General features: G+C 40.3%; 14 protein-coding genes and 2 pseudogenes. 9 read left to right on the top strand and 7 right to left on the bottom strand.

Annotation, left to right across the window (positions count from 1 at the left end):
* Positions 1–147: 147 nt before the first annotated feature.
* Both CIK86_RS18850 and CIK86_RS18845 read right to left on the bottom strand, forming a co-directional pair.
* The gene (locus CIK86_RS18850; protein WP_176359667.1) at positions 148–777 is read right to left on the bottom strand and encodes a hypothetical protein; all 630 of its coding nucleotides are present in this window, start codon (positions 775–777) and stop codon (positions 148–150) included.
* On the bottom strand, positions 777–2,033 hold the full coding sequence (locus CIK86_RS18845; protein WP_254910720.1) for a DUF1800 domain-containing protein: 1,257 nt from the start codon (positions 2,031–2,033) through the stop codon (positions 777–779). Before CIK86_RS18845 ends, CIK86_RS18850 begins: the two co-directional genes overlap by 1 nt.
* 453 nt (positions 2,034–2,486) lie before the next feature.
* Here CIK86_RS18845 and lldD point away from each other — a divergent pair, with 453 nt between their 5' ends.
* From lldD to CIK86_RS18830, 3 genes and pseudogenes are all read left to right on the top strand, one after another.
* Positions 2,487–3,623, top strand: coding sequence for an FMN-dependent L-lactate dehydrogenase LldD (gene lldD / locus CIK86_RS18840; RefSeq protein WP_086994769.1), 1,137 nt, complete (start codon positions 2,487–2,489; stop codon positions 3,621–3,623).
* Positions 3,624–3,942: 319 nt separating this feature from the next.
* Complete coding sequence (locus CIK86_RS18835) at positions 3,943–5,046, top strand: RNA-guided endonuclease TnpB family protein (RefSeq protein WP_096317104.1); 1,104 nt, start codon at positions 3,943–3,945, stop codon at positions 5,044–5,046.
* A 1,113-nt stretch (positions 5,047–6,159) separates the two neighbouring features.
* A pseudogene (locus CIK86_RS18830) lies at positions 6,160–6,309 on the top strand (SMR family transporter); the annotation flags it as partial.
* 32 nt (positions 6,310–6,341) lie between these two features.
* Here CIK86_RS18830 and istB read toward each other — a convergent pair.
* Positions 6,342–7,109, bottom strand: a complete 768-nt coding sequence (istB, locus tag CIK86_RS18825) for an IS21-like element helper ATPase IstB (protein WP_086996779.1) — start codon at positions 7,107–7,109, stop codon at positions 6,342–6,344.
* Positions 7,102–8,595 carry an IS21 family transposase gene (gene istA, locus CIK86_RS18820; RefSeq protein ID WP_086996774.1) on the bottom strand — a complete coding sequence of 498 codons (1,494 nt, stop codon included), beginning with the start codon at positions 8,593–8,595 and terminating at the stop codon, positions 7,102–7,104. The genes istB and istA overlap by 8 nt, the downstream gene beginning before the upstream one ends.
* A gap of 91 nt (positions 8,596–8,686) precedes the next feature.
* Here istA and CIK86_RS18815 point away from each other — a divergent pair.
* Positions 8,687–8,875: pseudogene (locus CIK86_RS18815) on the top strand (SMR family transporter); the annotation flags it as partial.
* A 59-nt stretch (positions 8,876–8,934) separates the two neighbouring features.
* Positions 8,935–9,117: an alkaline phosphatase family protein gene (locus CIK86_RS18810; RefSeq protein ID WP_254910746.1), complete on the top strand. Its 183-nt coding sequence runs from the start codon at positions 8,935–8,937 to the stop codon at positions 9,115–9,117.
* An 18-nt stretch (positions 9,118–9,135) separates the two neighbouring features.
* Here the strand turns inward: CIK86_RS18810 and CIK86_RS18805 are convergent, their stop codons facing one another.
* The 3 genes from CIK86_RS18805 to CIK86_RS18795 all read right to left on the bottom strand — a co-directional run bounded on the left by CIK86_RS18805 (position 9,136) and on the right by CIK86_RS18795 (position 11,386).
* Positions 9,136–10,617, bottom strand: a complete 1,482-nt coding sequence (locus CIK86_RS18805) for an IS66 family transposase (RefSeq protein WP_096317121.1) — start codon at positions 10,615–10,617, stop codon at positions 9,136–9,138.
* An 80-nt stretch (positions 10,618–10,697) separates the two neighbouring features.
* On the bottom strand, positions 10,698–11,048 hold the full coding sequence (gene tnpB / locus CIK86_RS18800; protein ID WP_036984835.1) for an IS66 family insertion sequence element accessory protein TnpB: 351 nt from the start codon (positions 11,046–11,048) through the stop codon (positions 10,698–10,700).
* Positions 11,045–11,386: a hypothetical protein gene (locus CIK86_RS18795; RefSeq protein WP_008110143.1), complete on the bottom strand. Its 342-nt coding sequence runs from the start codon at positions 11,384–11,386 to the stop codon at positions 11,045–11,047. Before CIK86_RS18795 ends, tnpB begins: the two co-directional genes overlap by 4 nt.
* Before the next feature lie 633 nt (positions 11,387–12,019).
* On the opposite strand from CIK86_RS18795, the gene CIK86_RS18790 reads away from it, so the two are divergent.
* The 4 genes from CIK86_RS18790 to CIK86_RS19475 all read left to right on the top strand — a co-directional run bounded on the left by CIK86_RS18790 (position 12,020) and on the right by CIK86_RS19475 (position 15,069).
* Positions 12,020–13,246: an RNA-guided endonuclease TnpB family protein gene (locus CIK86_RS18790; RefSeq protein ID WP_096317084.1), complete on the top strand. Its 1,227-nt coding sequence runs from the start codon at positions 12,020–12,022 to the stop codon at positions 13,244–13,246.
* Between the two features lie 902 nt (positions 13,247–14,148).
* A complete protein-coding gene (locus CIK86_RS18785) occupies positions 14,149–14,829 on the top strand; it encodes a winged helix-turn-helix domain-containing protein (protein WP_343252019.1) in 681 nt (226 codons plus the stop codon).
* Positions 14,830–14,836: 7 nt separating this feature from the next.
* Positions 14,837–14,932 carry a hypothetical protein gene (locus tag CIK86_RS19515; protein WP_343252020.1) on the top strand — a complete coding sequence of 32 codons (96 nt, stop codon included), beginning with the start codon at positions 14,837–14,839 and terminating at the stop codon, positions 14,930–14,932.
* Between the two features lie 2 nt (positions 14,933–14,934).
* The gene (locus tag CIK86_RS19475; RefSeq protein WP_254910738.1) at positions 14,935–15,069 is read left to right on the top strand and encodes a hypothetical protein; all 135 of its coding nucleotides are present in this window, start codon (positions 14,935–14,937) and stop codon (positions 15,067–15,069) included.
* Positions 15,070–15,097 lie beyond the last annotated feature (28 nt).

Here is a 15,097-nt window from a genome sequence, read left to right as displayed (position 1 = left end):
CTGCAACGCAGTACGTTTAGTGGTACTAATATTGAATTCTGCCAACACCATAATGTCGCTATTACGACTTATTATAAACAACGTGCTTTACTGGCAAAAGACCAGCCTAATTCCACCTTGCCAGTGCACACGCAGTGCCTTACATCATCACGTTTTGTCCAGGTAAAACAAACTACTGAAGTCTGCAAGCAGTAATTTGTCATCTGCATACATACTCAGTAATAATTGATACACATCACTATCAGCATCTTTCAATCTACTCGGGTACCATGTATTCGCTTGTGGGGTGTTGCGTAAGCTAAGGGGGGTTGAACGTGCAAGAGCAATCGCATTGACATTTCTTTGAGTTATAGCCCTTGCTAGCCAGCCTGAATCATGATCAATTTTAGGTAAACCACTTTCTAAATAATCTTGACCATCAAAATGAGATCGTTCTTTATAACCTGATGAAACTGCAACTATGGGTGTTAGCTGCTTACATTTATACCATTGATGTAGGTTCACTAGTGCAGGGTGAAAACCATAACCATTATCAAGCGGGAGTAGTTGATCCTTGATACTACTTGCGAGCTTTGGTCGTTGCTTGAGTAAGTGAGGGGCAAATGCCGGTACGACAGTATTTAGAGAGTCCATAGCCCCTCGTAACATGACCCATACAAGTTTTGACGGCTGTGTTTTAATTGGCTTACTTGTTTTTAAATCCATAGCTAATAAAGGAGTTTGAAAAACCACTAAACTTGCGCTTAACGCTTTAATAAAGTCTCGACGTTCCATCATTATCTCCTTAAAAACTCTGGGCTCATTAAAAACAATGTAAGGGCTTGCTTGCGACTTTCCGCTCTAGATATGGTTTCATAGCTCAATTGACTTATAGACTCAGAAAAACTATTTTTTATGATGGCTTCAACCTGTGCATTTTTGGCTCTAGCTGCAACTGTTGATGCCCAGTTAACCCTTGAAATTAAAGCACTAGCGCCATCCCAATCATCTTGCTTATCACTGTAACCTGCCGGAGACCCTGCTTTAAATGGTTGCTGACCCAGTGTTACAAGCGATGAATATAGCTGTCGATTATTGGTTTTTAAATCCAGCGCTCTAAGCGATGAAATTATAAATTCACGAGGGGTTTTAAATTTTAGCTTCTCTGCGTGCCATGCTTCATCAGCGTTGATCAATGTGGTCATGACTTCTTTGATATTACCATTTGTGGCCTGCCAACGAGCAGCCATTTTATTTACTAGACTTGCAGGAGGATCATCACTGATAAAATGATGAGCTAACTTATAGCTAATATGGTGAGCTGTTGCTGGGTACATGGCTAAATCGCGAAGCATGCTTTCGCCTTGCTCAATATCTTTTTGTGAATACGTTTTATCTAATAGAGTACGAATTCCTGGTTCATGTCCTGAGCGACGATATTTAAAGCCCTGCGCTTTATCTTTAAGTGAGTTAGCTACGCTCCAACCTGTAATTCCTTTAGCTAATTCAATTACATCTTTTTGGCTGTAGCCACTATTTACTCCCAATGTATGGAGTTCTAAAATTTCACGCGTTAAGTTTTCATTTAAACCTCGGCCACTCTTTTTAGCAACCTTTGAGTTAGGTCCAAATGATTTCTCGTTGTTTAAATAAATTAACATGGCAGGGTGTTGTATAACACTAATAAGCAAGTCATCAAATTGTCCCAATAAGTTGGGAGCAATGGCTTCACGCTCTAGCATTGACGCTAATGCGGTCATCACAGGACCTGCGCTACTAACACTAAAATGATTAGAGAAAAAGTCTAATAATCGCCAATTCAAACTATGCTCTGAGCTAATAGCATGTTCAAGCGTATCAATACTCAGTTGTAGGTGAGTTTGTCGGTGATAACTTACTTTTGGTGCTTTGGTTTGCGGTGTCTCAGAGGGATTATCACTTTTGAGATTATTTTTATCCGATTTCTTTTGCTCACGTAATTCAGCCAACTTTTGCATGATTTCACTTGAGTGAGCTACATTTGAGTCAAAGTGAATAGCAGGTTTAAGATGCAATTGACTAATAAGCTATTGCTTAGGATCTTTATTAGCAGCAGTGAGCTCTGAGGGTTTTGCTCCCAAACCAAAGCGGTTTATCGCAATAGTAGCTTGAACTGACATAATGACCTCAAAGAATTGTACTTAATTATTGAAAATAAACCTTCCAGTTTTTATCGCTATTTAATTTACATATCTTTACTCAGCTTTCTTATATTCAGGGCAAGGATATCTACCAAAGTTCACATTAATTAATATAAATCGACTGAATAACCTAGGAAAAACTATTGGTTGCGCGCGTTAAAGGTATAAAAGAGACAATAACGCACAGTAGGAGCTGCGGTAACAGTATTGTTTTATTATTAGCTCGATATAAGAAATAGTGTTTTTTATTATTGCTGGTATACAGCTAATAATAACTGACGTAAATTGTAATCAATTTATAATAATTACAGTTTTTTTGGATATAAAATGATTATTTCAGCCTCTACAGATTATCGCAAAGCCGCTAAAGCTAAATTACCGCCATTTCTATTTCACTATATTGATGGGGGGTCTTACAAAGAACATACTTTAAATAGAAATGTACAAGACTTGTCGGATATTGCTTTAAGGCAACGTATTTTAAAAGACATGTCAGAGTTAGATTTGAGTACTGAGCTATTTGGCGAAAAATTAAGTTTGCCTTTAATTTTAGCGCCAGTGGGCTTAACAGGTATGTATGCTAGACGAGGAGAAGTGCAAGCTGCTAAGGCCGCAGAAAATAAAGGAATTCCTTTTACGATGTCTACCGTATCAGTGTGCCCAATTGAAGAGGTTACGCCTAATATTGATCGCGCTATGTGGTTTCAGTTATATGTTTTAAAAGACCGCGGTTTCATGAAAAATGCGCTTGAAAGAGCGAAGGCGGCAGGCGTAAAAACGCTGGTGTTTACGGTTGATATGCCGGTTCCAGGGGCACGATACAGAGATATGCATTCTGGAATGAGCGGCCCATTCGCAGCTTCAAGAAGAATTTTACAAGCGATGACACACCCTCGTTGGGCGTTGGATGTTGGTCTACTGGGAAAGCCGCATGATCTTGGCAATATTTCTGCATATCGTAATGAGAAAACCTCATTAGTTGATTATATTGGCTGGCTTGGAAGCAACTTTGATCCCTCAATTAGTTGGAAAGACCTAGAGTGGATCAGAGATTTTTGGGATGGTCCAATGATCATCAAAGGCATTTTAGACGAAGAAGATGCAAAAGATGCCGTACGATTCGGAGCTGATGGCATTGTAGTTTCAAATCATGGTGGTCGACAACTTGATGGTGTACTTTCCTCTGTAAAAGCATTACCTAAAATAGCTGATGCAGTGAAAGGAGATATCAAAATTCTAGTAGATTCAGGGATTCGAAATGGACTCGATGTAGTAAGAATGCTGGCTTTAGGTGCAGATGCAGCGATGCTTGGGCGCTCTTATATATACGCCTTAGCTACAAACGGTCAGAAAGGGGTTGAGCATTTACTTGATTTGTATACCAATGAAATGAAAGTCGCCATGACGTTGACTGGTGCAAAATCAATTAATGACTTGGGAGCACACTCCTTAGTCTCGTATTAACGACTTATTCAACGATCTAAAGTGTTTAGCCAACGGATTTGGTTTTATTTTCTGAGCTTATCAGGATGAAGCACACTAATTATCTTATAATACTTCAGAATCAAAGAAATTTGCCTCATAGGGCAAAAGAGCCCTAAGGGCTACTACTGGCAAAGCTTACGTTTTTAATTTATGCCTTGCAGGGCAATATAGCCCTGTAAGGCATTTTTATCATTTGAGCCGAAAAACTCCGTCCTTTAGGTCGGGGATGTAAGGTTTTAGCGCAACGCGCTAACAATAGAGCTTGAATCTTACAAAAACACTGTGTATCTTGTAAGGCATGAAAGAGATAGCGGTTAAACAACGGTTCTACCCAACACCTGAGCAAGTAACCTTACTTGAACAGACGTTTGGCTGTACGCGTTTTGTTTACAACTCTATTCTTCGTTGGCGTACTGATGCTTACTACAATGAGCAAATCAAGATTAACTACAGCAAAGCATCAAGCTATCTAACTGAACTCAAGAAAAACCCTGAGTTCCCTTGGCTTAATGATGTTTCTAGCGTTCCTTTGCAGCAAGCAATCAGAAACCAACAAACTGCTTTTAAGAACTTCTTTGAGGGTCGAGCTAAATACCCAACTTTCAAAAAGAAGCGCTCGAAACAAAGCGCACAACTAACCAAAGCAGCATTCAGATATACTGATGGTCAGTTGTTCATGGCTAAATCTAAGCAACCTATAAATGTTCGTTGGTCGCGAGAGCTGCCTAGCGAACCAACCACCATTACAATTAGCAAAGACAGTGCGGGTCGCTACTTTGTATCTTGTCTGTGTCGCTTCGAGCCAAAACCACTATCGATTAGTAAAAATACAGTCGGTATTGATTTAGGTTTGACTGACCTTGTTATTGCCTCCAACGGTTTCAAGTCTGGAAATCCCCGTCACACCAAGCGTTACGCTAGTAAACTAGCTAAGACTCAACGTGTGCTATCGAAGAAGAAGAAAGGTTCTTCTAACTTCCACAAAGCCAGAAAGAAAGTCGCTCGCGTTCAAGCAAAGATTGCTGATTGTCGTCACGACTTCACCCACAAACTGACTTCCCAATTGATAAACGATAATCAAGTGATTAGCTGTGAAAGTCTGAGCGTAAAAAACATGGTCAAGAATCGAAAACTTGCTAAAGCAATTAGCGATGCCAACTGGGGCGAGTTCGTGCGCCAACTTACCTACAAAGCTGAGTGGTACGGTCGAACTGTAGTTAAGATTGATAAGTGGTATCCAAGCTCTAAACGCTGTAATTGCTGCGGTTACGTTGTCGATCCCTTGCCGTTACATATCCGCAAATGGTCGTGTCCTCAATGCTCTAGCGAGCTAGACCGCGACATAAATGCGGCACTGAATATTAAAGCTGTCGGGCAGACAGTGTTAGCCTGTGGAGCGTAAATAAGACTTTAGATTCTTTTGAATTTAAAGCGATACGCTATGAAACAGGAATCCCCCTCCTTTCCCGACTTGTCGGGCGCGAAGCGAGGTGGGGGAGGATGTCAAAAGTTTTGAAAATAAGCAATCAAATCGATGTAAATCAAAGGTGTTTCTATGTCGGAATAGAGGCTTATATCAATTATATAAAGCGGACATTTATCAAAAATTTGATGTGTTTAATTTCTTTACTTAATTAATATGGTTATATTTTTTACGTTTGTAACACAATAATTAAGCGTTACTGGTTAAGCCAGTAACGTAGGGAGTAGGGCTTCGTATCAATTATTTAAAGCTGATAATTCTCTATAGTTAATACGATTTATTTTTTATATATTAAATTCAGTTGGTTATAGGTTCTTGTTTGCGCCGTAAGCGCGCATTCAGCGTTGATATCGTACTGCCTAAAAAGGCACACAAAATACCAATATTACTAACACGAGATGAGGTTCATCGCCTGTTTTTAAATACGGTATCTGTACAAAAAAAGTTATGCTTTGTATTTGCTATGGGTGCGGGCTCAGAATTAGTGAATTAGTGAATTAGTGAATTACTGAATTTACGGGTTGTTGATATTGAATTCAGCCAAGACTGCCTATGGGTCAGAGCAGGAAAATGGATAGTGATGAATAGTAAGTCGAACAGTTAAAAGCAACTCGTTAACTAAGTTGGTGTAACACTGAATCAGCTTAGATGTGGTGCTGCCCAAAATAAATACAAAGGATGACAGTAGACAATAAGCAGGCAGAAACGATATAAAAAAGCGTAGAAATGTAATTAATAAACAGTAACTAACCTGTCTAGTAGTAAAAGGGTGTCGAATAAATCTGCAATCAACAACTTCCCTAAAAAAAGAGAATACCTATAGCATTATGCATACCAATAAAAATGTTGGATGAGGAGCATACTTCGTTCAACAAGGTATTTATACGATACAAACAACGTAACGTATAAATACTAAGACGTTAGATACCACTAAGCGCATAGATGCTCCTCACAACTAAACTAGCACTTCAAGCCTGACATTATTATTTTTAATAGTTTACAATAAGTCCTATAAACATTAGGAGATATATCATGAAAGGCTGGCTTTTTCTTGCTATTGCAATAGTTGGCGAAGTAATCGCAACATCCGCATTAAAATCTAGTGAGGGATTTACTAAGTTTGCCCCATCCGCCGTCGTAATAATCGGCTATGGCATCGCATTTTATTTTCTTTCACTGGTTTATTAGACGTCAACTAACTTGTCCGGTCGGCGTCAATTAACTTGGCCGGTATTTGAGTTTAGTTTCATTGCTTGTTTTTTACGGTAACTTTCACCTTGTATTTGATAGATATTACTATGGTGAACAAGTCTGTCTATAGCGGCAACTGTCATCATGTTGTCACCGAATATGTTATCCCATTCACTGAAGGCTTGATTGGATGTGATCAACAAACTACCTCGTTCATATCGATGAGCAATCAATTCAAACAATACCTGACTCTCACTATCAGTCTTTTTCACGTAGCCGATATCGTCCAAAATCAATAGCTCATATTTATCAAGTTTTCTTAGGGCATCATTTAAACCCAGCGTTTCTTTCGCGCGTTGAAGTTCTTGAACAATAGCCGTACTAGTACTGAATTTAACGCGCACTGCTTTTTCAAGTAATGAGTAGCCAATAGCGCAAGCTAAGTGAGTTTTCCCTAAACCACTAGCGCCAAACAATAAGATATTATGGCCCTGTCTAAGCCAATCAATCTGACTAACTTTTTGTTTGATTTGCAGTGACGTAACTCCTTCTACTTCGTCAAAGTTATATTGATGAAGCTGCTTACCTACGGGTAATTTACTTTCTTTAAGTAACCGTTTTAATCGACTTTCATGACGATGATTAGCTTCAAGCTCACATAGCTCGGCAAGGAATAACTCTGGCTCCCACTCCTGTGAAACAGCCTTTTGGGCAAGAGCCTCCCATTCTTTGGCTATCGCACTTAAGCGCAGCTCTTTGAGTAATATTGGTAAGCTTTGAACATTAGCCATGTAACCCTCCAAGTAAACTATCGTAATCACTTATTTTGTGTTGATGACTGACAATATTTGGTATGACGACCGTGCTAGGACCAAACAATTTACGGCACATATCAATGGTTATACGCTTACCTTGCTCGTGGTTTTTCAAGACATAACGACCAAGAGCCTGCTCGCAATTATAATTATGAGCGAGTAACAATAGCTCAACCATATAACGACAGTCTTTATCGCTGACATGCTCAGATGTTAACTGCTGCCACAATAAACTGAAATCACCTTCTGGGATCAAGTCTTCTCGTAACTGCGAGTATTTAAACGCATTAGGCTTTTTCGCCAGTGAGTGGATCACATGTTTATAATCTACTGCGCGTGATCTTAGATGTCCTTGAGCATAGACTCTGGTTAGGAATAACGTCTTTTCATGACCAAGAAATAAATCCAGCCGGGTATCATAAATGTGTACCAGTAATCGATAACCAATCAGTCTGGAAGGTACGGTATACGTCACGCGTTTAACACTGATGGTACTGCTTGATGTGACTTTAACGTATTGCTCGCAGAAGTCGTTGGTGCGACGTTTAGGCAAATCATTTAAATGTTTTCGTTCTTCATCAAATCGAGTTTTGCATTGGCGATTAATTTTGGCGACAATTACATCAAGAAACGATTGGTACTCGGTAATTGTCGCGAAATCTCGACTGCCACGTAATCGTAACTGCTGATCTACTTTTCGTTTTAAATGACTATGCGCTACTTCAATCGCCCCATTTTCGTGAGCCACACCTTTATTGTTACGCGTCGCAACGACGCTATAGTGAGCACATAGCTTTTGATAACGTTCAGTTAACGTTTCCTGTTCATAGTGGTTATTAAATGCAGCACTTAAGCTATCGGTTCGGTGTGTTTGTGGTACACCACCACTACGCCAAAATGCATTTTGTAAACCAGTAGAAAGTGATTCGAAGCTTTCACCACAAAAGACAAGTTGAACATATGTCCAGCCACTAAACACTAATTTGTAATGAAAGAGCTTATGAGAGAATACTTGGCCTGCAATGGATATTTCAAGTTTGTTCATCCAAGTATAATCAGATATTCCCATAAATCCGGGCATGTACTTTTGACGAAAGATAACTTCTTGCTCTGGCCCTTCAGTTGCTAACCACTTTTTGACTCGACGCTGTAACGTACGTAAATGGTTGTGACCAAACTTACCTGGCATGAGGGTATCGAGCTGATCTAATAACGTTATAGGTTGAAGCTTAGGATCTGCTTTGAGTAATGGCACTAGATGTTCTTCAAACGCACCATCAAATGGGTCTTTGCGTGTTCGATAGATTCTGGGGGTATTTTCTGTTGAATGTTGACCTGAGTCGATGCGCCGAGCCGTACGCTCTGACATACCAGACTGAGCTGCGGCTGTTGTTTGTTTATGATCCTTACGATAAGACATATATAAATTAACCTGTTGCTTGGTTATGGGTTTTCCAGACATATCTTTCTCTGTTGAATTTGATATATCTGAAGTGTACCAAAACCGGTCAACCTAATTGTCGCGACTCGGCCAAGCTAATTGTCGCCTAATACTGGTTCTGAAGTCCATCCCTGTAGGTGTTGCTTATGCAGTCTGGTCTGGTCTCGGCGTAGTCATAATTACAGCGATTGCCTGGCTGCTTCATGGTCAAAAGCTTGATGCATGGGGTTTTGTAGGTATGGGGCTCATAGTCAGTGGTGTAGTAGTTTTAAACATGCTTTCCAAAGCAAGTGCTCATTAATCAAATCAGTCATCTAATTACGCGCTTACTTTTTAAGTACAGTCGGAGCTGCCAGTGTGATGGCAACTTTCCCTTCAATTGCTCGTGCAATGGCTATCCCTGCTCAAGTACGTAGCGGCACCATCAAAGACATTGAGCACGTAGTTATTTTGATGCAAGAAAATCGTTCATTCGATCATTATTTTGGTACGCTTGCGGGATTTCGCGGTTTTTCTGATCCTTATCCAGCGCCAGGAATGTAAGCGTCTGGGCATCTACACTTACTTTTTAACATTCCATGGTAACAGGCTGTCGATATCAGGTGCTGTCTGGCACAGCTCATTAAGGCAAGCCATGATGTAATCAAATGGCACTAAGCCATTTACCTTTGCGGTTTCCACAATGCTGTAAAGTGTGGCGCTTGCATGAGCCCCATTTGCCGTTTGGCTAAATAACCAATTCTTTCGGCCTATCACAAATGGTTTTACCGCTCGCTCTGCACGATTATTATCAATACTCAGTCTGCCATCATCAACATAACGAATGAGTTTGTGCCATTGATTAGCCAGGTAATTAGCCGCCTCTATCAGTTTGGTATTACCTACTAAATTCGGTTGGTTTTGCTCAAGCCATGCTTTGAGCTTGTCCAGTATTGGCACACTGACTTGTTGTCTTGTCGTGTATTTATCATCCGCACTTTTTTCTTTAACGCGTGACTCAACAGCGTACAGTTTTTGGATAAGGCTCAATACCACATCGGCTTTGCCGGTTTTATTTTTCCCTTGTAGCTTTTTCGCGTCGATAAATTTACGACGAGCATGCGCCCAACAGCCAGTTAAGGTTGCCTGTGTTTTTTCATAAGCTTGATAACCATCCACGTGTAAATACCCTTGATATCCATCAAGGTAATTGACCACGCACGCGGCAGCGCGACTATTGTGGAAGTCGTAAAGCACGATATTAGGGATAGGATTATTCGGGTCTGGTGAATCCCTACCTGAGCAATACACCCACATGTAGCTGTTCACTTTATCTGATTTCACCACTTTTAATGGCGTTTCATCGGCAAACAACGTGGGCTGCTTTAGCAGTTCGGCTTTAAGCCGCTCAACGAGTGGCACGAAGAGTGTGGCGGATTTGTCTATCCAACTACTCATGGTTTGGCGACTGAGCTCAATACCGTATTGTTTGAACATCGCTTCCTGGCGATAAAGCGGTAACCCATATTGGTATTTACTGGTGATAAGCTGACTGAGCAAACTGCTCGTTGCCATGCCTTTGTTGATAGGCATGGCAGGCATTGAGGCTTGCTTTATCGGTGTATGAGTCGAGGATTTATCACAGTGACGGCAAGCGTACTTAGGACGAATGTGCTCAATTACTTTGATTTGAGCGGGGATAAACTCAAGCTTTTCTGACTTGTCTTCACCCATTTTATGTAGCTCACCGCCACAGCAATGACACAATTTATCTTCAATATCGTGAATAACCTGCTCACGGGGTAAGTCTTTTGGCAGTGGCTTACGCACCGGCTTTTTACGGGTATAACTAATGGATTGTTGCTCAGCCTCAGCGGCTTCAATAATCTCTTCCACTTCATTGAATAACTCGCCTTGCCCTACAAAGCCTTCAGCACTTTTGCCGAATTGTTTTTGTTGGGCTAAACGCCAGCGCTCTTCCAAGGCTGCGATTTGTGCATCCTTCTGCGCTAACAGTTTTTCAAGTTCAGCAATACGCTGTTTAAGGGCGAGTTCATTTTTCATGAGGCCTATTTTAAGGCATAACAAAAGGCTTTCCAGTGCTAACTGAGCTAACTTTGATGATCATCAATCGATCGCAAATATTAAAGCACTTGCTTACCTGCAATATCAATTTTGCTGTGGCCAATCACATCATAACCCGACAATAACCAGTGTAATTGTTGCTCGGTTAATGTCATGGTGGGTGACATGAGTTTAGGCCATTTGAACTTATGCTTATCTAAACGCTTATACCACAGGGCAAATCCTGTGTTATCCCAGTACAGCAGCTTGAGTTTGTCGCGGCCTTTATTACAAAAGACAAATAGTGCGCCACTGAGTACAGGTAGTTCAAGTTCAGCTTCCACTAAGGCGGCTAGTCCATTAATCGATTTACGAAAATCGACCACATCGGCACATAAATAAACGGTGGGTACATCAACAAACATCTTCATGCCGTTAGCCCTTTAATGATGGAAACGATATCGGTCGTTGCTAAATTGGCAGGAAACATTAACTGGCCTGTGCGGATATCAAACTGAAGCACATTTGGATGAGTTTGCGCGCAGAATTCAGTGGTGGTTTTATTTACCTGAATAAAACGTGATGAAGTGGCATTAAGTGATTGCTGCGGTAAGTTTGGGTTTGACTGCTTAACAAGTAGGGCGCGCTGTTTATAATAAGTGGTAATAGCGACATTATGGTGTTGGCAGAATTCAATATTAGTACCTTTAAAATTACTGCGCTTCTGAAGTAGCTCTAACCACTGTGCCGCTGTTCTGTATGTTTTCATCACCTGCTCCAAATTTATCGTTGAGCAGGTATTTTCAAATAGTCAGATTAACGATGCGAGGTGTGGTTCGCTAGACGGTTACAATTTATCCCTGCAATAGCTATGTATAAGCTATTTTTGTGGAGATATGTATCACAATCCCAGATAAATAGGGAATGCTCCTATCAATCCTCTGTAATAGCTATGTATGAGCTATTTTTGTGGAAATACGCATCACAATCCCAGAAATACAGGGAATTCTCTTATCAATCCCCTGTAATAGTTATGTATAAGCTGCCTTCGTGGAAATATGCATCACAATCCCAGATAGATAGTTATTTGGGAAGTGATTGGAAAGTTCCATGGGGTTTATTCTAAGTAATGAGGCAGAGTATTTTCCCCATTTAATGATAGAAGTTCTGCAGATGAGAGGTTTTGTTTACTAACGAAATACTTGAAAGCAAGTCGTCAACAAAGAAGGGCGTTTCGATAGTACAATTATCAAATCGGTACGGATGTGAAATCCCTAATAAGAAAACTTTTTATCAACTTTTTGCCGTAAAACACCGTTCCTTTAGGTCGGTGATATAAGGCAATAGTCGCGAAGCGACTAAGTGGGTTGTTCCTTTTTGATTGACTGTATATAATAACAGTATGATTATTCGCAAAGCTTATAAATTTCGTTTAAAAACAACACCCGATATTAACGCTAAAATGGCGCAATATGCGGGAAATTGTCGATTCTTGTGGAATAAAGCCTTAGCGATTAACTTATTTAAGTTACAGAATGAACAAAAAATTTGCTACTACCAAGAGTTGGATTTCTTTTCCAAACTTTGGAAAAAAAGCGAGGAGTATGGCTTTTTAACACTATCGCCCGCACAAACTATCCAACAAACATTAAAACAGCTTGAACGCGCCTTTAAAGACGCATTCGATAAAAACCAACCACTCAAACGGGTGCCTACTTTTAAGAAAAAAGGAGAGGTGAATAGCTTTAGTTTTCCACAAGGCTTTAAAATCGACAAGAATGGGAAACGTATTTTTTTACCTAAAATCGGTTGGGTTAATGTTAGAAAAAGCCAAGCTATTTTAGGAAAAGCTAAAAACGTCACTGTTTCACAAAAAGGAAAGCACTGGTTTGTTTCAATCCAAGTTGAACAAGAAGTAGCACCACCTAAGCACCCATCAAACGCCATAATTGGCGGAGATTTAGGCGTGAAACGCCTAATTACCTTTTCTGATGGCAGTTTTGTGGAGCCGATAGATACCAGTAAACAGACAATCAGGATCAAACGATTACAGAAGCAACTTGCTAGAAAAGTGAAATTTTCAAGTAACTGGAAAAAATTAAAAGCAAAGATCACAACATTTCATACGAAAGTTGCCAATATTCGTCATGACAAATTACATAAGATCTCAACACAGTTGAGCAAAAGCCACGCAATCATCGTGCTAGAAGATCTTAAAATTAGAAATATGACGAAAAACAGCAAAGGCAACAGTGAGCAGCATGGAAAAATGGTGAAACAAAAATCTGGCTTAAACCGCGTCATTCTCAATCAAGGATGGGGAATGTTTAAAGAGATGCTGAAATATAAGCAGGATTGGCTCGGCGGTCAGGTTATTTTTGTTGATCCGAAACATACCAGTCAAACGTGTCCAGCGTGTGGTCATCAATCAAAAGATAACCGATTAACGCAGTCTAAGTTTGAATGTGCGAAGTGCGGTTATCAAGATAATGCGGATCATGTTGGCGCATTAAATATTTTAGCGCGAGGTCATCGCGTTCTAGCCTGTGGAGAGATTGACATTAGTCAGCTTGTTGAAGCAGGAACTTGCCTTATGAGTGATCATAAGGCCCCGATGGTTTTAAACTAATCGGAATCCCCCTCCTTTCCTGAACTTGTTCAGGCGCTTAGCGAGGTGGGGGAGGATGTCAAAAGAGGGTTGCTCAATGCTGGCACAAACTAGCGATAAAAACCTTTACCCCAATCAAACTTAGATTACGAAGAAGTAAGTTGCGGGCTGGTGACTTCTTTGGCCAGCTTTTGTGATGTCAGGATAGATAGCGCTTTAACTAGTTTTTAAAAGCGCTACCTACGGCCCACCACCTAAACCCTATAGTTGGTTGCATCGGTTTTCCCAGATAGAGCCGGAATAACCCCCTGAAAACACCTAAATACAGGGAAATAAATCAAATTCCAACCTAAGTCATTGATCTATAACTAGAGGTTTACTGCATCGGTTTTCCGAAGAAATCCCAGATAAACTCTCTTTCAAGCCTAAGAGAAGCAGAGCTTAAAGCACAAAATAAACCTAAGCCATTGTTTTATAACTATAGGTTTGTTGCATCGGTTTAAAGCAGGGTATATAGGTTTGCTGCATCGGTTTGAGTGATTGACAATGGTGAACAAGGATTGATACATCAGAACATACGTCAAATGGATAAAAAACAGTCTAATATCACAACTTATTTCATAAAATACAAAAATCACCTGTGAGCAACTGAGGTAAATAGACCGAAAAACCCTATAGGTTTAGTGCATCGGTTTAAGAAAAATAGTGAAAACTCCGATATTACAATCATAAACGCACGAGGAGGCGTTTGTAACTGTGCGTTCTTAGTTCTTCTTACTACCCAACATCAACTGTGTTGATATGAGACACATGATCATTACATAATCTTTGCCCCTTAATCTTAATGTGTATATTATCTCAACTAATAAAACAAAAGGATTAGCTGTTTAGTTATTAACTAATACGGCTTGGCAGGGAATAGTATGTCGTTATCAGATTACCAATCATTCATGACTCCATTACTGCAGTGCTTAGCTAACGGTAAAACCGTCAAGCTTAAAGACATTGAAGCAAGCGTTTATCAAAACCTCGGTTTATCAGTAGAGCAGCTTAAGCTACGTATACCTAATGGTAAACAAACCTATGCCTACCATCGCTTGCAATGGGCTAAAACATACTTAGTTAAAGCAGGGTTAATTGAGCAACCTAAAAGAGCCTTTTGTACCATTACGAGCAAAGGTTTATCTGCGTTAGCAACAGGTGAACAAATCAATAACCAGTATTTAAGCCAATATCCTGAGTTTTTAGATTTTAAAACCCGTACTAAAGATACTAGCGACTCACTAGACGAAAACACCACTAGCTTAGTAACACCCGAAGAGCTTATAGAAGCAGCGGTAGATACACTCAACACTAACTTAAGCGACGAAATACTACAGGCCGTGCTGTCAGCCTCCCCAGCCTTCTTTGAAAACCTTGTAGTCGATTTAATGCTAGCCATGGGGTACGGTGGCTCTCGCAAAGATGCAGGGCAAGCCACACAATATACTCAAGACGGTGGTATTGATGGGGTGATCAAAGAAGATAAACTCGGCCTCGAAATGATATACTTGCAAGCCAAACGCTACACCAACAAAACGCTACACCAACAAAACCGTAGGTAGGCCAGATATACAAGCCTTTGCAGGTGCGCTAGATATGCACCGTGCAAAAAAGGCGTATTCATCACTACCAGCAGCTTTAGTAAAGACGCACTTGAATACGTAGGTATGATTGAAAAGCGTATTGTACTGGTGGACGGTAAACAGCTTACAGAGCTAATGCTTACCCATAACTTAGGCGTTAGCACCAAACAAGTATTTGAAGTAAAAGCGCTCGATAGCGATTACTTTTTAGAAGATTAACACGCACGTGCAGTGCGTATGTAGAAGC

Origin of the sequence: Pseudoalteromonas sp. JB197 (assembly GCF_002332205.1) — a bacterium.
GTDB classification, from domain to species: domain Bacteria; phylum Pseudomonadota; class Gammaproteobacteria; order Enterobacterales; family Alteromonadaceae; genus Pseudoalteromonas; species Pseudoalteromonas nigrifaciens.
Note: the sequence above shows the minus strand (reverse complement) of the source record. Positions and strands in the feature narration are given on the sequence as shown.

Bases quoted from the DNA above. Each gene is read 5' to 3' on its own strand.
- CIK86_RS18850 (WP_176359667.1), bottom strand. From the start codon at position 777: ATGATGGAACGTCGAGACTTTATTAAAGCGTTAAGCGCAAGTTTAGTG.
- lldD (WP_086994769.1), top strand. From the start codon at position 2,487: ATGATTATTTCAGCCTCTACAGATTATCGCAAAGCCGCTAAAGCTAAA.
- CIK86_RS18835 (WP_096317104.1), top strand. From the start codon at position 3,943: ATGAAAGAGATAGCGGTTAAACAACGGTTCTACCCAACACCTGAGCAA.
- istB (WP_086996779.1), bottom strand. From the start codon at position 7,109: ATGGCTAATGTTCAAAGCTTACCAATATTACTCAAAGAGCTGCGCTTA.
- istA (WP_086996774.1), bottom strand. From the start codon at position 8,595: ATGTCTGGAAAACCCATAACCAAGCAACAGGTTAATTTATATATGTCT.
- CIK86_RS18810 (WP_254910746.1), top strand. From the start codon at position 8,935: ATGGCAACTTTCCCTTCAATTGCTCGTGCAATGGCTATCCCTGCTCAA.
- CIK86_RS18805 (WP_096317121.1), bottom strand. From the start codon at position 10,617: ATGAAAAATGAACTCGCCCTTAAACAGCGTATTGCTGAACTTGAAAAA.
- tnpB (WP_036984835.1), bottom strand. From the start codon at position 11,048: ATGAAGATGTTTGTTGATGTACCCACCGTTTATTTATGTGCCGATGTG.
- CIK86_RS18795 (WP_008110143.1), bottom strand. From the start codon at position 11,386: ATGAAAACATACAGAACAGCGGCACAGTGGTTAGAGCTACTTCAGAAG.
- CIK86_RS18790 (WP_096317084.1), top strand. From the start codon at position 12,020: ATGATTATTCGCAAAGCTTATAAATTTCGTTTAAAAACAACACCCGAT.
- CIK86_RS18785 (WP_343252019.1), top strand. From the start codon at position 14,149: ATGTCGTTATCAGATTACCAATCATTCATGACTCCATTACTGCAGTGC.
- CIK86_RS19475 (WP_254910738.1), top strand. From the start codon at position 14,935: ATGATTGAAAAGCGTATTGTACTGGTGGACGGTAAACAGCTTACAGAG.